Annotated in this window: 23 protein-coding genes; 7 read left to right on the top strand and 16 right to left on the bottom strand. The window is 62.9% G+C overall.

Going from position 1 to position 21,565, the window contains the following annotated elements; translation table 11 throughout:
* Nucleotides 1-70: 70 nt before the first annotated feature.
* Entirely contained in the window at nucleotides 71-1,579 is a 1,509-nt protein-coding gene (locus ACLFLU_RS23045) for a YncE family protein (RefSeq protein ID WP_426407154.1), read from the bottom strand.
* 14 nt (nucleotides 1,580-1,593) lie between these two features.
* Nucleotides 1,594-2,007 carry a DUF305 domain-containing protein gene (locus ACLFLU_RS23040; RefSeq protein WP_426407153.1) on the bottom strand — a complete coding sequence of 138 codons (414 nt, stop codon included), beginning with the start codon at nucleotides 2,005-2,007 and terminating at the stop codon, nucleotides 1,594-1,596.
* A gap of 302 nt (nucleotides 2,008-2,309) precedes the next feature.
* Between ACLFLU_RS23040 and cysK the strand changes: the two genes are divergently transcribed.
* The gene (gene cysK, locus ACLFLU_RS23035) at nucleotides 2,310-3,287 is read left to right on the top strand and encodes a cysteine synthase A (RefSeq protein WP_426407152.1); all 978 of its coding nucleotides are present in this window, start codon (nucleotides 2,310-2,312) and stop codon (nucleotides 3,285-3,287) included.
* A 3-nt stretch (nucleotides 3,288-3,290) separates the two neighbouring features.
* A complete protein-coding gene (locus ACLFLU_RS23030) occupies nucleotides 3,291-3,530 on the top strand; it encodes a BrnA antitoxin family protein (protein ID WP_426407151.1) in 240 nt (79 codons plus the stop codon).
* Nucleotides 3,531-3,574: 44 nt separating this feature from the next.
* On the opposite strand, the gene ACLFLU_RS23025 is transcribed toward ACLFLU_RS23030, so the two are convergent.
* The 5 genes from ACLFLU_RS23025 to solA form a co-directional block, all read right to left on the bottom strand.
* The gene (locus ACLFLU_RS23025) at nucleotides 3,575-4,327 is read right to left on the bottom strand and encodes an amino acid ABC transporter ATP-binding protein (protein WP_426407150.1); all 753 of its coding nucleotides are present in this window, start codon (nucleotides 4,325-4,327) and stop codon (nucleotides 3,575-3,577) included.
* Nucleotides 4,328-4,338: 11 nt separating this feature from the next.
* Entirely contained in the window at nucleotides 4,339-5,181 is an 843-nt protein-coding gene (locus ACLFLU_RS23020) for an amino acid ABC transporter permease (RefSeq protein ID WP_426407149.1), read from the bottom strand.
* Nucleotides 5,178-5,921 (bottom strand): amino acid ABC transporter permease, encoded by a 744-nt coding sequence (locus tag ACLFLU_RS23015; protein WP_426407148.1) that lies wholly within the window; start codon nucleotides 5,919-5,921, stop codon nucleotides 5,178-5,180. The genes ACLFLU_RS23020 and ACLFLU_RS23015 overlap by 4 nt, the downstream gene beginning before the upstream one ends.
* Before the next feature lie 95 nt (nucleotides 5,922-6,016).
* Complete coding sequence (locus tag ACLFLU_RS23010) at nucleotides 6,017-6,829, bottom strand: transporter substrate-binding domain-containing protein (RefSeq protein ID WP_426407147.1); 813 nt, start codon at nucleotides 6,827-6,829, stop codon at nucleotides 6,017-6,019.
* 76 nt (nucleotides 6,830-6,905) lie between these two features.
* Entirely contained in the window at nucleotides 6,906-8,075 is a 1,170-nt protein-coding gene (solA, locus tag ACLFLU_RS23005; protein ID WP_426407146.1) for an N-methyl-L-tryptophan oxidase, read from the bottom strand.
* 189 nt (nucleotides 8,076-8,264) lie between these two features.
* On the opposite strand from solA, the gene ACLFLU_RS23000 reads away from it, so the two are divergent.
* Entirely contained in the window at nucleotides 8,265-9,158 is an 894-nt protein-coding gene (locus ACLFLU_RS23000) for a LysR family transcriptional regulator (protein ID WP_426407145.1), read from the top strand.
* A 71-nt stretch (nucleotides 9,159-9,229) separates the two neighbouring features.
* On the opposite strand, the gene ACLFLU_RS22995 is transcribed toward ACLFLU_RS23000, so the two are convergent.
* From ACLFLU_RS22995 to ACLFLU_RS22985, 3 genes are all read right to left on the bottom strand, one after another.
* The gene (locus ACLFLU_RS22995) at nucleotides 9,230-10,972 is read right to left on the bottom strand and encodes a peptidoglycan D,D-transpeptidase FtsI family protein (RefSeq protein ID WP_426407144.1); all 1,743 of its coding nucleotides are present in this window, start codon (nucleotides 10,970-10,972) and stop codon (nucleotides 9,230-9,232) included.
* A gap of 321 nt (nucleotides 10,973-11,293) precedes the next feature.
* Complete coding sequence (locus ACLFLU_RS22990) at nucleotides 11,294-12,721, bottom strand: caspase family protein (protein ID WP_426407143.1); 1,428 nt, start codon at nucleotides 12,719-12,721, stop codon at nucleotides 11,294-11,296.
* Between the two features lie 211 nt (nucleotides 12,722-12,932).
* A complete protein-coding gene (locus ACLFLU_RS22985; RefSeq protein WP_426407142.1) occupies nucleotides 12,933-13,808 on the bottom strand; it encodes a DMT family transporter in 876 nt (291 codons plus the stop codon).
* 150 nt (nucleotides 13,809-13,958) lie between these two features.
* Between ACLFLU_RS22985 and ACLFLU_RS22980 the strand changes: the two genes are divergently transcribed.
* Nucleotides 13,959-14,357 (top strand): RidA family protein, encoded by a 399-nt coding sequence (locus tag ACLFLU_RS22980; RefSeq protein WP_426407141.1) that lies wholly within the window; start codon nucleotides 13,959-13,961, stop codon nucleotides 14,355-14,357.
* Nucleotides 14,358-14,409: 52 nt separating this feature from the next.
* Here ACLFLU_RS22980 and ACLFLU_RS22975 read toward each other — a convergent pair whose 3' ends face one another.
* The 3 genes from ACLFLU_RS22975 to ACLFLU_RS22965 all read right to left on the bottom strand — a co-directional run bounded on the left by ACLFLU_RS22975 (nucleotide 14,410) and on the right by ACLFLU_RS22965 (nucleotide 16,021).
* Complete coding sequence (locus ACLFLU_RS22975; protein ID WP_426407140.1) at nucleotides 14,410-14,955, bottom strand: hypothetical protein; 546 nt, start codon at nucleotides 14,953-14,955, stop codon at nucleotides 14,410-14,412.
* The gene (locus tag ACLFLU_RS22970) at nucleotides 14,900-15,250 is read right to left on the bottom strand and encodes a hypothetical protein (RefSeq protein ID WP_254131607.1); all 351 of its coding nucleotides are present in this window, start codon (nucleotides 15,248-15,250) and stop codon (nucleotides 14,900-14,902) included. The genes ACLFLU_RS22975 and ACLFLU_RS22970 overlap by 56 nt, the downstream gene beginning before the upstream one ends.
* Nucleotides 15,251-15,433: 183 nt before the next feature.
* Entirely contained in the window at nucleotides 15,434-16,021 is a 588-nt protein-coding gene (locus ACLFLU_RS22965) for a formyltransferase family protein (RefSeq protein ID WP_426407139.1), read from the bottom strand.
* A gap of 283 nt (nucleotides 16,022-16,304) precedes the next feature.
* Here ACLFLU_RS22965 and ACLFLU_RS22960 point away from each other — a divergent pair, with 283 nt between their 5' ends.
* A complete protein-coding gene (locus ACLFLU_RS22960; protein ID WP_246230141.1) occupies nucleotides 16,305-16,493 on the top strand; it encodes a hypothetical protein in 189 nt (62 codons plus the stop codon).
* A gap of 202 nt (nucleotides 16,494-16,695) precedes the next feature.
* Nucleotides 16,696-16,932: a hypothetical protein gene (locus tag ACLFLU_RS22955; protein ID WP_426407138.1), complete on the top strand. Its 237-nt coding sequence runs from the start codon at nucleotides 16,696-16,698 to the stop codon at nucleotides 16,930-16,932.
* 6 nt (nucleotides 16,933-16,938) lie between these two features.
* Here ACLFLU_RS22955 and ACLFLU_RS22950 read toward each other — a convergent pair whose 3' ends face one another.
* The 3 genes from ACLFLU_RS22950 to ACLFLU_RS22940 all read right to left on the bottom strand — a co-directional run bounded on the left by ACLFLU_RS22950 (nucleotide 16,939) and on the right by ACLFLU_RS22940 (nucleotide 20,122).
* Entirely contained in the window at nucleotides 16,939-17,241 is a 303-nt protein-coding gene (locus ACLFLU_RS22950; protein WP_426407137.1) for a hypothetical protein, read from the bottom strand.
* Between the two features lie 91 nt (nucleotides 17,242-17,332).
* Nucleotides 17,333-19,381 (bottom strand): acetoacetate--CoA ligase, encoded by a 2,049-nt coding sequence (locus ACLFLU_RS22945; protein WP_426407136.1) that lies wholly within the window; start codon nucleotides 19,379-19,381, stop codon nucleotides 17,333-17,335.
* A gap of 513 nt (nucleotides 19,382-19,894) precedes the next feature.
* Entirely contained in the window at nucleotides 19,895-20,122 is a 228-nt protein-coding gene (locus ACLFLU_RS22940; protein ID WP_426407135.1) for a hypothetical protein, read from the bottom strand.
* A 308-nt stretch (nucleotides 20,123-20,430) separates the two neighbouring features.
* Here ACLFLU_RS22940 and ACLFLU_RS22935 point away from each other — a divergent pair, with 308 nt between their 5' ends.
* Nucleotides 20,431-21,546: an AI-2E family transporter gene (locus tag ACLFLU_RS22935; protein WP_426407134.1), complete on the top strand. Its 1,116-nt coding sequence runs from the start codon at nucleotides 20,431-20,433 to the stop codon at nucleotides 21,544-21,546.
* Nucleotides 21,547-21,565 lie beyond the last annotated feature (19 nt).

Raw genomic sequence — 21,565 nt, 5'->3', positions numbered from 1 at the left:
AACGCAAACAACAGTGTGCATTGCGATGGGCCAGATGACATTCCGTTGATGGGATGTCGTGTCAGGCCGCTCAGGGCGCCTGGACCTGCACCGGTTTTCCAATCTCGGTCATGGAGCCCGGCGCGATGACGAGATAGCGACGCGCGTCCTGTGTGTCGCTCTGCACAATTTGACGGATCGGACCCAGCGCGTTCACGATCGCCGATCCGGCCGGGTTGGTCATGAAGGCGGCCAAGGGTTCGAGCTCACCGCTGCCGTCGGGATGCGTGGCGAGCGCCAGCACGTAGGCGTGCTTCGGTTCGAGACCTGTGGCTGCAGCCTGCAACACCTGGGACAGGCCCTGGTCGAACAAGCTGACACTGGTCAGCGCCTTTGCACGTTCTGGCGCTTGACCGACTTGGGCCATGGCGAATTGCGCAACCTGGCCGGCAATGCCGAGCTGCTGCAAATTCGTGGCTTCGGGACTGGCCGTATCGTCCATGACGCTCATGGCAGCGTTGCCGGACTCGCGCGCCGTCGGCACTGCATCGGGCACATAGGCGACGGCCTGGGGCGCCTGGCCGATCGGGATATTTGCAATGACACGGTTCGTGAGCGTGTCGATAGCGGTGAGCTGGTCGTCATTCTCCAACCCGACATAGACCCGCGAACCATCGCCGGACGGCCAGATGCCGTGAGGCAGCCTGCCGACCGGAACGGTCGCAACCTTGGTGAAGTCGTCGGTGCGGTAGACTTGGATCTCGTTCAAGCCGCCGACGGTGATGTAGGCGAACTGCCCATTCGCGTTACGGACGATGTTGACGTGGTTGGTGATTGGGCCGGTGTCCAACGTCTTCAGCAGGTTGAAGGGAGGCCGGGCGTCGAAGACTTGCGCCTTGCCGGTATCCTTCAGCGTGAACCAGACCTGCGCTCCATCAGGCGTCGCTGCGAGATCAGGACAGAACGGGCTTGCCTGAGCGACCTTGCCGACGATGGCATGATCGGCCACAGAGATGACCGCGATCTCCGGATTGAACGACGAGCAGACATAGCCGTATTTGCCGTCGGGAGAGAAGATCTGCATCCCCGGTCCGTTCGCCACCACGATCCGCGTCTTCTCCTCGTAGCTGACGGCGTCGAGTACGGCGACGTAGTTCTCGCCACGCACGGTCACCCAGACTTCCTTTCCGTCGGGCGTGAAGAAGGCTTCGTGCGGGGAGCGGCCGACATAGGTCGTGTGCTTGACCATGTTGGTCGCGGTGTCGATGAACGTGACGGAGTTGGATCCGATCGAGACCACGGCCAGCGTACGATGGTCGGGTGAGAATCCCATGCCATGCACCAGCAGCTGTCCCCGGTAGAGCGGACTGAAGTTCTGCGGTGAGGGCGCGCCGAGCCTGATGATGCCGAGCAGCTTGTTGTCGGCGGGATCGGTGACCGAGACGGTGTTGGAGAATTGCTCGGCGGCATAGACCCGGTCATGATGGCTGACCGGAATGTCGGCCGCGGCTGAGGGCCCCGGCGCCTGACCGCTCCAGCCCGGTGTCGCCAAATAACCCAACAGGCAAAGCGATGTTGTGAGCGCGAGAATTCGCTTCATGGCGTGTCCTCCTCTTACCTGCGAACCAAAGCTGCCGTTGCCGTCGACGGCGGCGGCGCCGGATCAAACGCAAGGCGCATGACGGCGATCTCTTGCTGCTGATCGACAATGATCTCCTGGGCGATGCGCCGCAGGGATTCGTTTCGGCCGTAGCGCAATTCGGCCTGCGCCATCGCGATCGCACCGCGATGGTGCGGGATCATCATGGCGGAGAAATCGCGATCGACATCGCCTGATGGAGCGATATCCATGTCGCTCATCATCCGATGCATCGCGGTTTGGTTTTCAGCCATGAAAGGCGCTTCGTCGCCGCATAGCTCGGGCATCATCATTTCAGATGCCTCGTGCGCGGGTTGGCCGCCAAACCTGGCGCCGCCTGCGTATGCGACGACGGCCAGCGGCAGGGCGACCGCCAGGGTTTTCCACATGGGACCCTCCTCAGATGTTTACTTCACAGCCAAGCTGAGCTGATGCAGTCATTTCAGATCGGGCATTCATCGCAGGTTGTCTCAACGCGGAAGCGGTCAGCAGGTGTCGCGCATACTGCCTCCGCGGTCGCGGAGAGACACCTGAAAATGTCTGCAACCGATTGAGTATCCGTGCGAATGTGAAATTGACATCGCTGATGGAAGTCGATCGCGCGTGTTGCTATTGTGATTGCACGGACGTTGACGGTCATGCGATCCAGACGCACGGGGACGCCACGAATCGTCGTAACAGGGAGTTGATCATGGACGCATCGTCCAAGACGGGTGCAGGACACCAACCCGGCCGCGGCCGGATCTATGACTCGATCGTCGAGGCTTTTGGCGACACGCCGATCGTGCGCCTGCGCCGGCTGCCCGGCATGCACGGCGTCAACGCGACCATTTTGGCAAAGCTTGAATACTTCAATCCGGCCGCAAGCGTGAAGGACCGCATCGGCGCGGCCATGATCATCGCCATGGAGAAGGCCGGCATCATCAAGCCCGACACCGTGCTGATCGAGCCGACCTCCGGCAATACCGGCATCGCGCTCGCCTTCGTCGCGGCCTCGCGCGGTTACCGCCTGAAGCTGGTGATGCCGGAATCCATGTCGATCGAGCGGCGCAAGATGCTCGCGTTCCTCGGCGCCGAGCTGGTGCTGACGCCGGCAGCCCAAGGCATGAAAGGCGCGATCGCCGCAGCCGAAGAACTTTTGAAGACGACGCCGAATTCGGTGATGCCGCAGCAGTTCAAGAACCTCGCCAATCCCGAGGTGCATCGCCGCACCACCGCGGAGGAGATCTGGAACGACACATCAGGCAATATCGACTTCTTCGTCGCCGGCGTCGGCACCGGCGGCACCATCACCGGTGTCGGTCAGGTCCTGAAGCCGCGCAAGGCGTCGTTGCGCGTGGTGGCGGTCGAGCCCGAGGAGAGCCCGGTTCTGTCAGGCGGCCAGCACACGCCGCACAAGATCCAGGGCATCGGCGCGGGCTTCGTGCCCGACATTCTCGACCGCTCCGTGATCGACGAGATCTTGAAGATCAACTCGACGACCGCGATCGAGGCCTCGCGCGCATTGGCGCGGCATGAGGGTATTCCGGGCGGCATCTCCTCAGGTGCTGCGATTGCGGCTGCGCTTGAGATAGGCAAGCGGCCGGAAGCTGTTGGAAAAACCATCCTGGCTATCGTGCCGTCCTTCTCCGAGCGCTATCTTTCGACGGCTCTGTTTGAAGGAATCTGAGAGATGGCGGATCAACCGAGACGGCCGCGCACGCTGGGCGATGTGCGGTCGGAGGCCGAGGCAGCATTCAAGAAGGTGACCGCCAAGGTCGCCGTGGCTCCGCCGAAGCCGAACGTGGCGCCGGGGATCAAGGAGCAGGTCACCCTGCGCATTGATCAGGACGTGCTGGAGTTCTTCCAGGAGGGCGGCCCCGGCTGGCAGGACCGCATCAACGAGGCGCTGCGCAAGGCCGCGGGCAAGTAGCGCCAGCGCCGGGCCGGGGCGCCCGAAAACCGTCGCCTGCGAATTCAGAGGACCTGCGACAGGAACCGCTGGGTTCGCTCGTCCTTGGCCGCCGTGAACAATGTGTCCGGAGGTCCGTGCTCGACGATCACGCCGCGATCGGTGAAGTAGACGTGGTCGGCGACTTCGCGAGCGAAGTTCATTTCGTGGGTGACGAGGATGCAGGTCATCCCGTCCTCGGCCAGCTCTCGGATCGTGACCAGCACCTCCTTGACCGTTTCCGGATCAAGAGCGGCGGTCACTTCGTCGAACAGCATGATGTCCGGTCGCATCGCCAGCGAGCGGGCAATCGCCACGCGCTGCTGTTGTCCGCCGGAGAGTTCGCCGGGATAGCTGTCCTCCTTCCCTGCGAGCCGCACCTTGGCGAGCAGCGCCCGGGCGCGCGCTTCGACCTCGGCTCGATCCTGGCGGAGAACATGGATCGGCGCCATCATCACGTTCTGCAGCGCGGTCTTGTGCGGGAAGAGATTGTACTGCTGAAATACCATCCCGACCTTGCGGCGAAGCGCCAGCTTGTCGAGCCTGGGATCGGTCACCTCAATGCCTTCGATTTGAATGCTGCCGGACGAGATCGGCTGAAGTGCATTGATGCACCGGATCAGCGTGGATTTCCCCGATCCGGACGGGCCGATGATACAGATGACCTCGCCCTTCCTAACCGAGAGGCTGATGCCTTTCAGGACTTCGAGCGCGCCGAAGGATTTTCTGACGTCGATGCATTCAACGATGGGCTGATCCGGAGTCCAGCTCGTGGTCATGCTCTTCTCCCTCAGCGCACGCGGAACCGATGCTCTAGACGAGCGGTCCAGAGGTTGATCGGATAACAGTAGAGAAAGAAACACAGCAGTGCGAAACCGTAGAGCGGCGCGAACAGTTCCGGTCTGCCGCCCTCGGCAGCGTGCACCTGCGCGGTCAGCGTCAGCATCTCCGAAACACCGACGATCGATGCGAGGACCGTCGACATCGCGACGAGCGCATAGACATTCATCCAGGGCGGCAGCATTCGCTTGATACATTGCGGCAGCATGATCAGCCACATCGTCTGGCGTCGCGTGAACGAGAGCGATTCCGCAGCCTCCCATTGCGTCGATGGAATGGAGCGAACGGCGCCACGCACGACCTCGGCGACGTTGGCCATGACGGGCAGGGCGAATCCGACTGTCGCCTTGATCCAGTCCGGCAAGGGGATGGTCGTCTTGAACATGATGACCTGGAAAGGAACCAGAAACATCACGAAGAACAGCAGCACCAGCCAGGGCGCGTTGCGGAAGAATTGCGTGATGAGCCAGCTGACGGCGGCGAGGGGCCGGAACTCCGACAACAAGGCCAGGCCCAGGCCGAGCCCGGCGACGGTTCCCAGCAGCATGGCCAGCAGCGAGATCAGGATGTTGAAGGCAAATCCCCGCAACAGCAGCGGCGACCATTTCAAGATGATCTGCAGCGGCGACAGCGTCGTCGGTCCGCTCTGCGCCCACGCGGTGGATGCAGCCATGATGGCGCAGAAACAGAGGATCGCAGCGGACAGCGGGCTGATCCGAATGGAGATCCGGGTCGGCGCGAGACGGTACGGCAGAAGGACGGCAAGCCTGTGCTCGGGCTCGGCGTTGCTCATCGCGCATATCCGGGAATGCGCATCGCCCGCTCCCAGCGATGCATCAACCAGACGAGGATGCCGACAAGGATGCCGTAGGTCGCAAGCAAGACCATCATCATCTCGAAGACGTTCTGCGATTCCGACCAGATCTGCTTGACCGCGTACAGTGTTTCGGGAACGGCGATCGCGTAGGCCAGTGTGGTCGTCTTGAGCAGGTTGACGAGGTTGTTGTTCAGCGCTGGCAGGCAGACGCGAATGGCCAGCGGGAGGACAATATGAACGTACGCTTTGAAGCGCGTGTATCCGAGCGCCTCCGCGGCTTCCAATGTCGTTCTCGGCACCGCTTCAATGCCGGAGCGGAAGATTTCGACATTGAAAGCGGCCGCAAACAGTGACAGCGAGATGATCGCCCACTGGACGTTGTTCAGCAGTGGAACGCGCATGCCCGCCGTCTCGACGGCCGGAAGCATGGTGCCGAGGCCGAAATAGAAGAAGAAAAGCTGGACCAGGGGCGGGGTGTTGCGGAACACCACGACGAATGCATTGACGCAGAGCCGCAACAATCGGGACGGACTGCCCTGCATCAAGGCGCCGAGAGCGCCGATGATGAGGCTCAGCAGAATGGTCGTGACGCTCAAAAGCAGCGTCATCTTGAGCCCGGCGAAATAGCGGTCCCAGTCGTAAGCGTCGTAGAAGACCGAAAAATTCAGCCCTGTCGTCTCATAGAGCCGCTGAAACCAGTTGCCGATTGCTTGCATGTTGCGCGACACCGAGCTGTTGAGGCGATGCCTCGTAGTGCATTGGCTCGACCCGTTCGGAGCGCCAGACTGGTCCGGCGCTCCGCTTCATCCGTCTACTTGTCCTTGTATTGCTCATGCATGGAAACCGAATACTCGGTCGGCGTAATGCCCCATTTCTTTTCCGCGTTCACGATGAAGCCGGTCTTCATCCAATCCTTTGTCGTGTCTTCGAGCAGCTTCTGAAGACTGGTGTTCTCGAGCGCGACGGCGATCATCCACGGTGAAGGCAGGACACCCTTCAGGGGCAGATCGTAATCCGCCTTCCACTCGTCCTCGAGCAGTTTTCCTTGCAGGAAGGTCTGGTCGTAGACATAGCCGATGCAGTTGCCCTGCTTCATGGCGAACAGAGGCTTCTCCGAGCCGTCGAACGCAACAATTTCGGGACCATAGGATTTGGCAATATCCTTGTTGTACCAGGCCCCCGACGTTGCACACACGGGTTTCCCTTTGAGGTCGGCCCAGTCCTTGATACCAGCCTTTTTGTTGAGAAGGATGTTCACGTAGTCGGAGTAATAAAGCGGTTCGATGGCTTGAACGACGCGGCGGCGTTCCGGCCTGTCCGACATGGTCGCAATCAGCAGATCGATCTTTCCCTGCTGAAGAAACTCGATTCTGTTCGAGGCCGCGACAGGGACGAGCTCGAGTTTGACACCGAGGCGCTTGGCAATGTCTGCGGCAAGATCAGGTTCGATGCCGACGATAGTCCCCGCGGGATCGCGGTATCCGAACGGCTTGTAGTCAGCCTTGACGCCGACGTTCAACGTGCCGCGCTGCTTGATGGCATCGACGCCATCAGCGGCCTGCGCACTGCCAAGCATCAGCAGCGCCGCCGCGCCTGTCACCATGGAACGGACCAAATTTCTCATCGGATGACACCTCCAGGATTGCAATCACAATACGCGTCGCACGCACCCTTTCGCGTTACAAAGTTCGTGCCATGCGTCACGAAAATCGGGACACGGAGAAGGGGGTAGGGTCGATCGAGCTTCGGTCGCCGGTCACCATCCCGGCCACGAGGTTTCCAATCCCCGCTGAGTGCTTGAAGCCATGCCCCGAGCACGCGGAGACAACATGGACCCTGTCTTGCTCAGGATGCCGGTCGATGATGAAGCCCCGATCGGGTGTCACCGTGTAGAGACAGGCGGCCGCGTGCGCGACACGGGGCGTAGCGCCGGCGAGCCGCCCCTTGACGTGCTTGCTGTACATCTGGGCCGACTCGGTCGGATCGACGATGCGATCGATGGTATCGGCTGTCGTACTGGTCTCATACTGCTCGGTCGCGACCTTGAGACGTCGATCACCGGGCAGGGGCGGGAAGCCGTAGAGATAGTCGACATCCGTCGCGCCATGCATCCAGATGAACACTGGGGCGTTGGCGCGATAGGCGCTGGTATCCTCAAGTTCGTACCAATGGAGCACCTGACGCTTCACCGTGAGGAGACGATCGAAGGGGGCGCCGAGCAGGTGGGCATTCCAGGCGCCGGCCGTCACGACCACCTGGGCCGCCTCGAATGTGCCTGAGGATGTTTCCACCCGAACCACGGAACCGGTCTGCGCGAGCGAGAGAACTTCGACCCCTGTGCGGATCACCGCTCCGAGCTGCTCCGCGCGCGTCAATTGCGCCTTGATGCAGCGCTCCGGAAAAACGTATCCCCCGCCGGGCTCGTAATAGGCCTTCTCATTACCCTCGAGGTTCAAGAACTGCGGGAAGCGACGAGCCACCTCTTGCCCGTCAATCACCTCGTGCGCGATGCCGAAGTCACGGGCAGCCGCGATCGAACGTGCGACGAAATCCGGCTTGCCGTGGTGCGACGTCTCGCCAATACCGGGTGCCATAACGACGAGGCCACACGGGTTCAGGAGCTGGTCGGATGTCTCGGCTTCGAGCTCGCGCCAGATCCGGTGTGAATCCAGCACCAGAGGTACGTAATCGCGGCCTTCACCGACGGCCTGCCGGGTGATGCGGGTTTCGCCGTGGCTGGATCCCATCATGTGGGGAGGGGCAAAACGATCGAGGCCGACCGCCTTCACCCCTCGCTTGGCCAGCTGATAGAGCGTCGCGCTGCCCATCGCGCCGAGGCCAATCACCAGAATGTCCGCTCGCTCGCTCATGCTTGAGGCTGCTCAATTATTGGAACTGCACAGAGATTGCCCACCAGATTGGCTATCCGACAAGTATATTTCATATGATGAAGCAAATTTGCATGTTCGAATGACTTTTGCTTAAGTTGTGGAATGACGACAGACCCTCCGGATTTGCGAAGCCTCCAGATTGTTGCCGCTGTCGCGGACTCCGGCAGCATGCTGGAAGCGTCTCGCCAATTTGGGATGACGCAATCGGCGGTGTCGCAGGCTGTGCGGCGTGCCGAAGCCGCGGTCGGTGTCGCGTTCTTCAATCGTAGCCGCCGACCGCTCACGCCGACCCGGGCAGGACGCGTCCTCGCAGACCGTGTTCTTGATCTGAACCGGGACTTTGAGACGCTGCTCAGCACGCTCCGCGCTGCGGCCGAGCAGTCTGAACGTGTTGATCTGAGGCTCGGCCTCGTCGATTCCTACGCCGGCACGGTCGGCGCGCACCTCGTCAAGGAGCTCATGACGGGGTCGATTGCGCTAAGCCTGTCGGCATGGTCGGGTCTTGCCCACTCTCATGCGGAGGCGCTGGTGCGACGCATGATCGATGCGGCGATCACCTGCGATGCCATGGACGATCTGTATGACGTCGAGCGCTTCCCGTTCTACCGCGAGCCGTACCTGCTCGTCGTGCCACGCGGACTGGAAGCCGAATTTGCCGATCTTGATTTGCGCGAAATCCTCGCCCGGCATCGTCTGGTCCGGTATAGCGAGCGCTCCTATGTCGGTGCTCAGGTCGAGCGCCATCTGAGCCGCTTGGGAGTTCGTCCGCCACGGGCCTTCGAGTTCGACACGTCGGACAGCCTGGTCGCGATGGTTGCGACCGGTATGGGCGTGGCGATCACCACACCGCTGTGTCTGTTGCAGGGACTGGCTCACGCCGCCCAAGTCAGTGCTCTCCCGCTGCCGGGTCCTGGATTTTTTCGCGAGTTGCTGCTGGTGACCCGCCGCGGAGATATCTCGTCGCTGGCGCCGCGCATCGCGGAGATGGCTCGGACAACCATTACAATGCAGGCGATGCCGCGCATCCGGACGCTGGTGCCCTGGTTCACCCAAGACTATTAGCAAGACTACTAGCGCGACAAAGGTACGGGCTGAAGCAGATCGGATCAAGGCGCCGCTGCCGCGCTCTTTTCCTACTGACGCGCTGTTGACGCTGCAAGAATAAGGCGGTCCGCAGGCGGCAGGTCGTAGCGGGGCTCGATGTCGAGGAGCGGTCCGATACGAGTAATGACGTTGCCCGCGGTGGGAACGGCGTTCCAGCCCGACGCGATCTGACCGTAGGTCTCCTTCAGCGGCTGCGGCTCGTCGAGCATGATCAGCAGCTGATATTTCGGCTTGTCCGCCGGCAGGATGGCAGTGAACGCGGTCAGCACCCGCTTCTTGGCATAGCGGCCGTTGACCACCTTTTCCGCAGTGCCGGTCTTGCCGCCAATGTAGTAACCGGGAACATTCGCCCTCTTGGCGGTGCCGATCTCTGCGTTCAGCCGCATCAGGAACCGCATCTTGTCCGAGGTCTCGGGCTTGATCACGCGCTTGGCGATCGCCCGCGCCTCCTCCTCGGAGCGCTTGAGGAAGGTCGGGGGAATCAGCAGGCCGCCATTCGCGAGCGCGCTGACGCCCATCACGGCCTGCAGCGGCGCGACCGCCATGCCGTGGCCGAACGCAATGGTGATGGTGTTCAGCTCGCTCCAGCGCCGCGGTAGGATCGGCGAGGCGCTCTCAGGCAGCTCGGTGCGCAGCCGCTCGAGCTGCCCCATCTTGCGCAGGAACGCCTTGTGCCCTTCAACGCCCTGCGACAGCGCGATCCGCGCCGCACCGACGTTGGAGGAGAAGGTGAACACTTCTTTCATGGTCAGGAAGCGGCCTTTCGGCTCGTCGTCATGGATCGCGAACTTGCCGTAGTGCAGCGGCCCGCGCGCATCCCACAGCGAGTCGAGACCATACTTGCCGGTGTCGAGCGCCATTGCGAGGGTGAAGGCCTTGAAGGTCGAGCCCATCTCGTAAACGCCGGTGGTCAGGCGGTTGATGCGGTCGGGGTCGTGCGCTTCCTTCGGATTGTTCGGATCGAAATCCGGCACCGAGACCATCGCGATGATCTCGCCGGTGTTGACGTTGGTGACAAGTCCGGAGGCCGCCTTGGTGTGGAACTTCTCCTTGGCCTTCAAGAGCTCGTCGCGCAGCGCGTGCTCGACACGCAAATCGACCGAGAGCTCGATCGGCCTCTGCAGGCGGTCGGTGGCAAAGCCTGCACGGTGGAGATCGGCGAGCCCTTGATTGTCGAGCCACTTCTCCATGCCGGCGATGCCCTGGTTGTCGATGTTGACCAGACCGATGAGGTGGGCGACCTCGTTGCCGGTCGGGTAGACGCGCTTGTTCTCGCGCAGGAAGCCGATGCCGGGAATGCCGAGCTTGTGGATTTCCTGCTGCTGCTTTGCCGTGATCTCGCGCTTGAGCCAGATAAAGCCCTTACGCGACTTCAGGCGTTCGCGCACCTCGGTTTCGTCGAGGTCCGGCACGGTCGCGGTCAGAAGCTCGATCGCCTCGTCCTTGTCGATGATGCGGCGTGGCTCACCGAACATGCTGCCGGCCTTGACGTCGGTGGCGAGGATATCACCGTTGCGGTCGACGATGTCGGGCCGCGCGGTCGCAACCACTTCCTGCGAGGCGGCACGACGCGCACTGTGGGCGTCGGCGCCGATCGCGAACATCACGAGCCGCCCGCCGATCATGGCGTAGACCGCAGCAAAGGCCAGCATTGCGAGGCCGACACGTGCGCGCGCCTTGGCGGCGCGATCGACATTGCGCCCGTAGAGCAGATTGCGGATGAGTTTGTGCCGCCACCGTTCAGGTTGTTTTGGCCCGGGTATGGCGCTCATTACCGCTTGTTTGCCGGAAATTGGTGGTCAGCCACGCATCGGAGGCTTCTGTGGGCAGGCCGTTCACCCCTCAGTAATGGGCGTATGATTAAGAAACCTTTGATGGAAATATTGCGCCGAACATCTTTTTTGATGTTCGCTTTTGTCCCTTCCTCCGTCCGCGGAGGACCGCTGCTGGCCCATCGCGACATTTGCCGCGGTCGCAGAAAGGCGGTGGGTATCGGAGCAAAGCGGACATCGCCGACGGTTTATGAGTACACGGCCTAGCAACGAAAAAGCCCGGCGCGAGCCGGGCTTTTGAGTTTGCGATCTGGTCTCGCCTCAGCGGCGGAACATGCCCCCCATCATGCCGCCGACGATGCCGCCCATGAAGGCCGCGCCGGCGTCGCCACCGCCGCCGCCGTGGCGGGGAGCGGGTGCGCTCTGGGCCTGGGCAGGGGCACGTCTGGCCGGCTTCGGGCTGTCATCGCTTGCGGTCGGCGTCGACGCCACGATCTCCGCGAGCAGGGCCTTGTGCTGGAGCTTGTTGAGAAAGCCCGTCGACGGATAGCCGCGGGCCGCCTGCCAGCGCTTGAGCACCGTACGGGTGTCGTCGTTGAACGCGCCGGTCACCTTGGTGTCGAAGCCGAGCCCATTGAGGCGGCGCTGCACATCGCGGCGCTGCCCCTTGTCGAGGCCGATCTGATCCTCGGTGAGCTGACTGGCCTCATCAGTGAAGGTTGCGGGATCGACGCCGGCATTGAGGTTGCGGGTTGTGGTCGACGGACCGTTCTGGATCGCAGCGAGCCGCGCTAGCGCCAGTGCCTTGAACTGGCCGTTCGGATAGGCCGAGAGGTACGCGTTGAGTTCTTCCGGCTTGTTGGTTTCCTTCACCGAGCGCCAGTATTCGAGCTCGACGCCGTCGGAGCTGCTGCTGGCCGCAGCCGTCGGCGCAACGCTCGAGGCGGACGGAGCCGCGTTGGCGACCTGCTGGGTCTGCTGCGCCGGGTTGAGATAGACGGCGCCGATCAAATTGGTGTGGCCCCAGGGCAGCTGGCCCTTGTGGGTCTCTTCATTGACCTGAGCGCGGACCGAGGTCATCGCCTGCTGGATCTCGACGCCGGGCTTGGTGATGTTGTCGATCAGGGCGCGGGTGAAGGGGCTGTTGGTGCCCTCCTGGCCGTCGAGTGCGGTCTGGCCCGGGCCGGTGGCGAACGCGATCAGCGTGCCTTCGCCCGACTTCATCTCGGCGAGCCCGCTGCCGACATTGACGCTGCGGGTGGCGGAGTTCGACTTGATCTTCGCGGCGAACGGGTTGTCACGGCAGGCGTCGAGGAACACCAGCTTGACCTTGGCATCGCCCATGGTCTGGTCGAGCGTCAGGTCGATATTGATGGCGGCGCCTAATTTGACGTCCATCTCCGACTTGATGTCGGCATCGACGGGCAGGAGATAATTGGTGCCGCCGACGGCGATGCCGTGACCGGCGTAGTAGAACACCGCGACGTCGGAGCCCTGCGCCTTGCGGCCGAAGTCGAGCAGCTTCTCCGTCATCTGGTCGCGCGTGAGGTTGGATCCTTCGATCACCTCGAAACCGACATTGCGCAGCGTCGATGCCATCGCCTTGGCGTCGATCGGCGGGTTCGGCAATTGTGCGACGTTCTTGTAGGCGCCGTTGCCGACGACGAAGGCGACGCGGCGGTCGGCCTTGGCGGCGCTGACCGACAGCGCCATGCACATCAGCGAAACGATGATGGTGAGAGTGCGCATCTGAAATCCCCAACAGAATCGAATGACAGGCAGCAACAAATTGGCGTCGAATTTACACGAAAGCGCCCGGCTTCGCGCTGGCAAAAACGACAGGCACCCAACTCACCCAACCCGTTGCTCTGTGACCGAGTGTGCACGATGGAAGCGCTCTCCAGCGTGATCCAAATCACGCTCGACCACTCTGATTTGTCGCCTCAGGCCGTGCGCCGGTTCACTGTGCGCGCGCAGGAACCGGCGCGGCCGGCTTTAAATTCAAGAGATTGCCAAACAGGATCAGGGCAGCGCCGAACACGGTCCACGTGTCCAGCCGCTCGGAATAGAGCAGCCAGCCGGCGGTCGCGGTGAGGGGGACCCGCAGGAAGTCCATGGGGACGACGATGGTCGCGTCCGCATAGCGCAGCGCGCTGGCGAGGCAGTAGTGCGAGAAAGTGCCGCAGACCCCGATGACGAAGAGCCAACCCCAGACGGTGGCTGACGGCCAGGTCCAGACGTAGAGCGTCGGCAGCAAGCCTACGACCATTTGGACTACGATCATCCAGAACAGGATCGACAAGGCGCTCTCGGTCCGGGTCAGCGATTTCGCCAAAGCCATGGAGATGCTGAAGCCGATCGCAGCCCCGAGCGCGATCAACTGGCCCGGATTGATCTCGCCCGTCGCGGGCCGCACGATCATGACGACGCCGACGATGCCGAGCATGATGGCGGCGATCTTCCAAATGGTCATGCGCTCGGACAGGAACGTCGCGGCCAACAGCGCGGTCCAGATCGGCATCGTGAATTCGATCGCGACGACCTGGCCAATCCCGATCAGCGTCAGTGCGTAGAACCAGCCGAGCTGCGCGAAATAATGGACCCCATTACGGGCGAGGTGCTGGGGCAAACGTTTGGTCGCGACCGCCTTGAAGCCGCCGGCCCGGTAGATGATCGGCAGCAGCAGCGTGAAGCCGATCAGCGAGCGTACCTCCATGATCTGGAAGACGTTCAGCTCGCGCGTGGTTTCGCGTCCAGCCACTGCCATGACCAGCATCAGGGACAGCCAGCCGGCCATCCACAGTGCGGCCATCGTTTTTGACGGTGTTGGGCTCATCGGTGTGGGGGCAGGAGACCGAACTGGAGGGGGAGGCCGGTATCGGCGACATCCTCGCCGTTTGCAACGGCCAAATCTGCCGGTGCAGCGATGCACGGCGACGTGCTAAGCCAAGCACAGATCAACAAGAAAATCGGGAGATCTCCGCTCATGCGTATCCTGCAGCCAGCCGAATGGAAGAAACCGCGCGGCTTCTCACATGGCGTCGTGGCGGAGGGGCCGGGCCGCTGGGTCGTGCTGGCCGGGCAAACCGGCGGTGACGAGGCCGGCAATTACGAGCCTGATATGGCCGCCCAGGTCGCGACCGCGCTGAAGCGGATCATCAAGCTTCTCGCGGAGGCCGGCGCCGGCCCTGAGCACATCGTGCGCCTGACCTGGTATCTGACCAGCCGCAGCGAATATGAGGCCGCAGGCGCCGGCATTGGTGCGGCCTGGAAGGAGACGCTCGGGCGCAATTTCCCGCCTTCGACGCTGCTTTACATCGGCGGCCTCGTCGACGATCGTGCCAAGGTCGAGATCGAGGTTACGGCGTTCGTGCCGGGCGCATAAAAAAATCGATCCGGCGCGGTCGCCGGATCGATTGTCGTGTCACTGCTGTGGCTTACTTCGACAGCGAGATATCGGCGCCGCGGAACTGGCTGTCGGCGCGCATCCTGACGCTCTGCTTGTTGCCGGACGTCCGCAGCGAGATGTTGGCGTTGAAGCCGGCGGTCGAGGCGACCAGCTCGTAGCTTCCGCCGCTACCCTTGCCCTGCAGCGAGCCGCTGATGTTGCGGCTGGTCTCACTCCAGTTGCCGGCGATGGTGCCGCCCTCGGCCTTGACGTTGGCGCCGAGGTTGAACTTGTAGGCGTCGCTGGCGCAGGTCAGTGACATCTCCATGGTCGGACCGACCGGGGCATATTTGGCGCGGCAGCGGATCCGCTCGGTCGAGCCGTCGTCAAGGGTGACGGTGCCGGCGCCGCTCCAGCTTCCCGCCAGTGACGCGAAGGGGCCGGACTGAGCCTTGCTCTCCGAGCTGGCACCAGCTGTCACAAACAAAACAGCGGCCACGATGAGCAGCCGCCGGTTTAGGACGTTAGTCCCGAATAGCTTATTGGCGCGATGCTTCCCACCGCCCGCTGCACGGTATGCCTGCAGATGCTCCATTCCACTTCCCCGATCCGGCGTTGCCGCTGAGTTGACCGTTGGCATATGCACCATTGATCGAAACTTTCACAAGTCCCCCGCTGCCGATGGTGCCGGAAACGTTAGCGCCGGGCGCGGTGATCTTGCCGTCGGCAACCGTCAGCATGGAGCTTGCGGTCGGCTCGCAGGAGCCGGTCTTGGTCACGATGGTGACCTGCCAATTGCCGTCAAACGGGGTCTGGGCGACCGCCGGGGCGGCGAGGGTGGCGGTAATAACTGAAGCGGCACAGAACGCCGCGATGCGACCAAAACGCATAAATTCCGTCCTTGAATTTGTCTGATATGCTGACACTTATTCGGACGAAATGTGACGGAAATTTGGTGCAATGCAAAGTCGAAAATTGTTCCTGTGGAAACAATGGTTTATTTGCGTTTCCGGCTCCAATTTTCGAAGCAGAATCAACGCGGCCTCGCGTTAATCGTTAACGCGAGGGGAGACTCACGAGAGACTCGGTGCCGAAGTTGCGAACTGTTCGTCCTGAACTTTCGACGGCAGGGCCTTGTGGACCTTGGCGTAATCGATCACGTCGGCCAGCAGCTTGAGGCCGAGCGGGGCCAGCGCACGCTCCCAGAGTTCGCGGGCGGTCTCGCCCTTCTTGACGAAGCACCAGTCCTGGGCGGCGATGGCGCCGGCGTCCATACGGTCGGCGAGGTGATAGATCGTGCCGCCGGCGATCGGATCGCCTTCCTTGATGGTCCATTCCACCGCAGCCTTGCCGCGATGACGCGGTAGCAGCGAGGGGTGATAGCCGATCCCGCCGAACTTCGCCGTGGCCAGCGCGTCCCTGCCGATCCGGGCGTGGCTGTGGGCCGTGATGATCAGGTCGGTGTCGGGGGCGATCTCGGAGGCCACCACCAGCTTGGGATTGGCCTGCACCACCACCTCGATGCCCGCGGCCTTGGCGGTCGCGGCCAAGCGGTCATCCGCGTCGGCCACCACGACCCGCACGACCCCGACGCCGTGCTCGCGGAGCATGTTCAGAGTGGTCACGCCGAAATGGCGGGAGCCGACGAGGGTGATGCGCATGGGTGTCTGATCCGTCTCGCAGTTGCGTCATCCCCCGATAACACGTCAGCCCGCCCTGTCACCACCCGCGCGGCGTTTGCGCCGGTTATCAACAATGCGAAGGGAGCGGGGAGGATGAACTCGGCGATTGCGCCGTCGGCTGTTCCGGTGCTTCCATGGGGTATTGCGACCTGCCCGGAGCGAGCACATGCGGTGCGCGTGGTTTGTCCTTCTCGCTGTCTTGATTGCAGCCGCTCCGGCCCATGCCGGCGGACCTTACCCGGCCGTTCCGCCCGAGAACGGGGTGGCGCCTTTCATCGGCCCAACCTGGGATGCCTATCGCTGCGCTGAAGGAACGATCTACAATTTCTACCACGGCGCCTACTACGGCGAGGAGCCGCCAGCGCTCTATCGCGGCTATGCCTACAGGCCGTACTACCGCTACAGCGCCTATCGAAAATGGCCGCGCAAATATTTCTGCGTCACGGACTAAGCGTTGCCGCGCGGCCACGGTCGGCGGCAACCGAACCCGGCTTTTTCATCGCTGCCATCACGAAATCATCAAACGGTAACGCGTTCTCAACCTGCCTGTCGTATCGACGAATCCGTCGCGGATTTGTATTGCGTACCGCGACACCAAAAATGTCCCGCCGGCGTGGGTGCGCCGCGCGGGCATTTTTGCCGGGAACGATTTCATGCCGAATGCCATTGAGCAGATCGTGGACGCCTATGTGCGGCTGAAGAACCGCCGTGGCCTCGACGAGCTGATGATGCACAGGCAGCGGCTCGCGGTCGATCTGAAGAGCAGGTCGGGCCGCTACGATTTCAGCCTGCCGATCGGCAAGATCGACGAGGAGATCGCGATCATCGAGGCCGGACTGGCCAGGCTGGCGGCGGATGCGCCCGAGCTTGGTGCGACGCGGTTCCGCTGAGAGTGCTCAGTCGCGCCGGCCGCCATCGATCACGGTGAACAGCGGCCGCGCCGGGGTCGGTTCCTCCAGCAATTCCTCCACCAGCGCCGTTGCAGCGTCGACATATCTGCGCGTCGGCTTGTCGAGCTCGCGTTTCGCCTCGTCGTCGAGCGCGATCTTTGCGGCTTCGACCAGCTTGCGCATGCGCGCTGCGTGGTCGTCGCCTGCCGTCAGCGTCGCACGCGCCAGCGAGCGCAGCACGAACAGCTCGCCTTCCAGGCGGAGCAGGCGGTCGTTGAGCCTGGTGATGACGGCGTTGAGGTCGGCCATGGCGTACGTTCGTTGCGGAAGATCCTGCCTGATCTAGCGGCGATCAGTGAACGGAGTCCAAACGTAACAGGCACAATTGGGGCATCTTCCATCACGCCGCCGTTCGCGCCAGATAGTCGCGGGCGAAGGCGAGATACCAGTCGAGGCAGGCGGGATTGGCCATCGCTTCCTTGTTGATGACCTTCTCGACGGGCTGGCCGAGCAAGAGCTTCTTGATCGGCAGCTCCTGCTTCTTGCCGGACAGCGTGCGCGGGATCTCGGCGACGGCAAAGATTTCGTTCGGCAGGAATCTGCGGGAGAGGCCGGCCTCGATCGCCTTGTTGATCTTCGCCTGCATCGCGCCGTCGAAGGTAACACCTTCACGCAGCACCACGAACAGCGGCATGTAGCTGTCGCGGCCGAGATATTCGAGGTCGACGACGAGGCTATCGAGCACCTCCGGCAGCGCCTCGATCGCGGAATAGAGCTCGCTGGTGCCCATGCGCAGGCCGTGGCGGTTGATCGTCGCATCGCTGCGGCCATAGATCACGCAGGAGCCGTCCGGATTGACCTTGAGCCAGTCGCCGTGGCGCCACACCGGTCCGCGGCCGCTGCCGTCGAAATTGTCCGGGTAGGTTTCGAAATAGCTCGCAAGATAGCGCGCGTTGCCCTTGTCGTTCCAGAAATAGAGCGGCATCGACGGCATCGGCTCGGTGCAGACGAGCTCGCCGACCTCGTCGATCACGGCGCGGCCCTGTTCGCTGAAGGCTTCCACCGCTGCGCCCAGCAGTCGGCACTGCATCGCGCCCGGCGTCTGCGGCAATTCGCGATTACCGCCGATGAAGGCGCCGGCGAAATCGGTGCCGCCGGAGATGTTCGCCCACCAGATGTCGGCCTGCGCCTTGCTGCCGTTGATCTTCGACAGGTCTGCGAAGCGTGCGTTGAAATGGGCCTGCGTATCGGCGCTGAGCGGCGAGCCGGTCGAGCCGAGGCAGCGCAGTCGCGAGAGATCGCCGGCGGTGGTCAGATCGGTTTCGGCCTTGGCGCAGTTGGCGAAGTAGGCCGCACCTGCCCCGAAGAACGTCGATTTCGATTGGGCGACGAAGCGCCACAGCGTGCCCCAATCGGGCTTGTCCTTGGTGCCACCAGGGCTGCCGTCGAAGATGCAGCAGGTGGTGCCGCTGAGCAGGCCGCCGACCTGCGAATTCCACATGATCCAGCCGGTCGAAGAGTACCAGTGATACCGCTCGCCGAACGAGTTCTCGTGGTAGGAGCAGCCGAGATCGTTGTGCAAGCCGAGCAGCGCCAGCACCACGATGACGATGCCGCCATGGCCGTGCACGATCGGCTTCGGCAGGCCGGTGGTGCCGCTGGAATAGACGATCCAGAGCGGATGATCGAACGGCAGCCACATCGGCTCGAACGCGTCGATCGCGACGTCCGCCCTTGCGGTGATGTCGGAGAGCAGGGCGTCCGGTGCGGCAGGCGCGGCCGCCTCGCTGTGCAGAATGACGTGCGCGACGCTCGGCAGTGATCGCCGCAGCTCGGCGACGACGTCCTTGCGGTCATGCCTGCGTCCCGCGTAGGTGACGGCATCGCAGGCGATCAGCACCTTTGGCTCGATCTGCTTGAAGCGGTCGATCACGGCGGGCGCGGCCATGTCGGGCGCGCAGACGCTCCAGACTGCGCCGATGCTGGCGCTCGCGAGAAATGCGATGATTGTCTCGGCGATATTGGGCAGGTAGGCCGCGATGCGGTCTCCGGGCTTGATCCCTTTGTCCTTCAGATGCAGCGCGAGCGCAGCCGCCTTGCGCTTGAGCTCCGGCCAGCTGGTCTCGTGGAGCTTGCCGTCCTCGCCGCCGCTGACGATCGCGGGCATGCCGGCGGCATGCGCGGCGTCGACATGCCGGAACACCTGCCGCGCATAGTTCACCTGCGCGCCGGGAAACCACACCGCGCCCGGCATCTTGCGCTCGGTGATGACGGCTGCAAACGGCGTCGGCGATTGCAGATCGTAATAGTCCCAGATACTGCGCCAGAAGCCGTCGAGATCGCGCACCGACCATTGCCGCATCTCCTCGTAATTCGCGAAGGTGAGGCCGCGGTGCTCGGCGAGCCAGTTGCGATAGAGGGCGATCTGCGGAATGAAGGGAGCGGTCATTGGGTATCGGCTTCAGTTGCGGGGAAGGGGACTTTATCCGGTGTCGCGGCTGAGCAGAAGCGTCAGTTCCTCATCCCTGCGCAACGGCAAGCAAAAGCCAAAAACAACCCCATGCACAGTAGCGGGGGGCTTGAAAGCATTCGCCATTTTCGATTGGTGCCAGGCAGGCCCTTCTTGGACCTCGTTCAACGCGAGCAGTCCACCTGATCTCGACTGCGTAGCGCGTCGCGTTATCTGGATTTGACACGTCGGGCAAAACACTGGCAGAGTGGCATCATCAAAAGACGTAACACCCGCGCGGAGAAATCCGCCGCGGGTTTTTTCATGTCGGAGCAGTGTCGCTGCGAACTCCGTCGATGGATTGTGCGTCGTTGCTTCAAGAGCGTCATTGCGAGCGCAGCGAAGCAATCCAGAATCCCTCCGCGGAGGCACTCTGGATTGCTTCGTCGCACCAGCGCAAAATTGCTACGCAATTTTGTCGCGGGCTCCTCGCAATGACGGCGAGAGTGGCGCCTACCACCCAACTCCCGCCCATCGTCTCCCGAACACCGGCGGCTTCGTCTTCACCGCCTGCCAGCCGAAGAAGTGATGCTTCCCCGACCAGGAGTGCACCACGCCGCTGCAGATGCGGCATTTGAAGTGGCCTGAATGCGGCTCGGCGTGCTCTTCCCTTGTTGCGGTGTAGTTCATGCTGCAACCGGGGCAGGTGAATTCTTCGATCGTCCAGAGACTGTTGGCCATTGCACCGCAATTCGTTTTGGGACCTCGACGCAAAGCCTAGGTGCGAGCCTTTGCATCGGCGTAAACCGGGCGGATGAAATCCGGTTAATCGTCGTTAGCCAAACCGGGGGCTTCCCTGTCGGAGTTTGCAGGTTTTTCCCGATCTCCCTAGCGCCCGTCAGTCCAAATCGTGCCTTGGTCAGGAAGGGCAAAGGCCGGTCCCCGAGGGGCCGGGCGCGCGCCCGGTCGTCTTGACGCCCGGCTCCCGGCTGGCAATAACCCTAGCCCGCGCAAGTGCCGGAACCCGCGTCGATGCCGCAAGGAAAGCCGTGCCTGTGAAAAGTCTGCGTCAGCTCCTGACGGGCGAGGACGTTATTCAGCTCGTGATCCGGCTCGGCCTGTTGGCGCTGCTGATCATCTGGACATTCTTGATCATTAGGCCGTTTATTCCGATCCTGGCCTGGAGCGGCGTGCTCGCGGTCGCGTTCTATCCGGCCTTCAGCTGGGTCTCCAAGGTCCTCGGCGGCAGGCCCAAGACCGCGGCTGCGATCCTCACCTTGATCACGCTCGGCATCGTGCTCGGCCCGGCCACATGGCTCGGCGTGAGTGCCGTGGACGGGGGCAGGGAGCTGGCGCACCAGCTGAGCACCGGTGACCTCGCGCTTCAGTCTGCGCCGGAGGCGATCAAGTCATGGCCGGTGATTGGCCCGACGCTGTTCGAGCTGTGGGACCAGGCCTACAACAACATCCGCGCCGTGCTGCGCGAGGTCGCGCCCTATCTGCAGCCGCTGGCGGGACCGCTGTTGTCGCTCGCAGGCGATGCCAGCCTCGGCACGCTCCAGTTCCTGGTCTCGGTGTTCGTGGCCGGCTTCCTGTTTCCGCACGGTCCGCGTCTGGTTGCGGCCGGCCGTGGATTCCTGTCGCGCATCGTGCCCGAACAGGGCGAGCATTTTCTCGAACTGGGCGGCGCCACCATCCGCGCCGTGGCGCAAGGCGTGATCGGCGTCGCCATCGTTCAGGCGCTGCTGGCCGGCGTCGGCTTCAAGCTCGCAGCCGTGCCGAGCGCCGGCCTGCTCGCCTTCATCGTGCTGCTGCTGTCGATCGTGCAGATCGGCGCCTTCCTCGTGTTGCTGCCGGTGATCATCTGGATCTGGACCGCCAAGGACGTCACCACGGCGCTGGTGTTCACCGTGTTCTTCGTCCTTGTCGGCTTCCTCGACACCATGCTGAAGCCGCTCGTGATGGGGCGCGGTCTCAACACGCCGACCATCGTGATCTTTGTCGGCGTGATCGGCGGCACGCTCGCGCACGGCATCGTTGGCCTGTTCATCGGGCCGATCATCCTGTCGGTGGCGTGGGAAATGGCGGCGGCGTGGATCCGGACTGAGGACCGCACCGCGGCGGCGAAGCCGAATGCGATGCCGCCAGCCGACGAGTTTGGTTAGCCGGACAGCCCAGCGGGTT

Source organism: Bradyrhizobium ganzhouense (assembly GCF_049949285.1).
Classification (GTDB): domain Bacteria; phylum Pseudomonadota; class Alphaproteobacteria; order Rhizobiales; family Xanthobacteraceae; genus Bradyrhizobium; species Bradyrhizobium ganzhouense.
Note: the sequence above shows the minus strand (reverse complement) of the source record. Positions and strands in the feature narration are given on the sequence as shown.

Bases quoted from the DNA above. Each gene is read 5' to 3' on its own strand.
- ACLFLU_RS23045 (WP_426407154.1), bottom strand. From the start codon at position 1,579: ATGAAGCGAATTCTCGCGCTCACAACATCGCTTTGCCTGTTGGGTTAT.
- ACLFLU_RS23040 (WP_426407153.1), bottom strand. From the start codon at position 2,007: ATGTGGAAAACCCTGGCGGTCGCCCTGCCGCTGGCCGTCGTCGCATAC.
- cysK (WP_426407152.1), top strand. From the start codon at position 2,310: ATGGACGCATCGTCCAAGACGGGTGCAGGACACCAACCCGGCCGCGGC.
- ACLFLU_RS23030 (WP_426407151.1), top strand. From the start codon at position 3,291: ATGGCGGATCAACCGAGACGGCCGCGCACGCTGGGCGATGTGCGGTCG.
- ACLFLU_RS23025 (WP_426407150.1), bottom strand. From the start codon at position 4,327: ATGACCACGAGCTGGACTCCGGATCAGCCCATCGTTGAATGCATCGAC.
- ACLFLU_RS23020 (WP_426407149.1), bottom strand. From the start codon at position 5,181: ATGAGCAACGCCGAGCCCGAGCACAGGCTTGCCGTCCTTCTGCCGTAC.
- ACLFLU_RS23015 (WP_426407148.1), bottom strand. From the start codon at position 5,921: ATGCAAGCAATCGGCAACTGGTTTCAGCGGCTCTATGAGACGACAGGG.
- ACLFLU_RS23010 (WP_426407147.1), bottom strand. From the start codon at position 6,829: ATGAGAAATTTGGTCCGTTCCATGGTGACAGGCGCGGCGGCGCTGCTG.
- solA (WP_426407146.1), bottom strand. From the start codon at position 8,075: ATGAGCGAGCGAGCGGACATTCTGGTGATTGGCCTCGGCGCGATGGGC.
- ACLFLU_RS23000 (WP_426407145.1), top strand. From the start codon at position 8,265: ATGCTGGAAGCGTCTCGCCAATTTGGGATGACGCAATCGGCGGTGTCG.
- ACLFLU_RS22995 (WP_426407144.1), bottom strand. From the start codon at position 10,972: ATGAGCGCCATACCCGGGCCAAAACAACCTGAACGGTGGCGGCACAAA.
- ACLFLU_RS22990 (WP_426407143.1), bottom strand. From the start codon at position 12,721: ATGCGCACTCTCACCATCATCGTTTCGCTGATGTGCATGGCGCTGTCG.
- ACLFLU_RS22985 (WP_426407142.1), bottom strand. From the start codon at position 13,808: ATGAGCCCAACACCGTCAAAAACGATGGCCGCACTGTGGATGGCCGGC.
- ACLFLU_RS22980 (WP_426407141.1), top strand. From the start codon at position 13,959: ATGCGTATCCTGCAGCCAGCCGAATGGAAGAAACCGCGCGGCTTCTCA.
- ACLFLU_RS22975 (WP_426407140.1), bottom strand. From the start codon at position 14,955: ATGGAGCATCTGCAGGCATACCGTGCAGCGGGCGGTGGGAAGCATCGC.
- ACLFLU_RS22970 (WP_254131607.1), bottom strand. From the start codon at position 15,250: ATGCGTTTTGGTCGCATCGCGGCGTTCTGTGCCGCTTCAGTTATTACC.
- ACLFLU_RS22965 (WP_426407139.1), bottom strand. From the start codon at position 16,021: ATGCGCATCACCCTCGTCGGCTCCCGCCATTTCGGCGTGACCACTCTG.
- ACLFLU_RS22955 (WP_426407138.1), top strand. From the start codon at position 16,696: ATGCCGAATGCCATTGAGCAGATCGTGGACGCCTATGTGCGGCTGAAG.
- ACLFLU_RS22950 (WP_426407137.1), bottom strand. From the start codon at position 17,241: ATGGCCGACCTCAACGCCGTCATCACCAGGCTCAACGACCGCCTGCTC.
- ACLFLU_RS22945 (WP_426407136.1), bottom strand. From the start codon at position 19,381: ATGACCGCTCCCTTCATTCCGCAGATCGCCCTCTATCGCAACTGGCTC.
- ACLFLU_RS22940 (WP_426407135.1), bottom strand. From the start codon at position 20,122: ATGGCCAACAGTCTCTGGACGATCGAAGAATTCACCTGCCCCGGTTGC.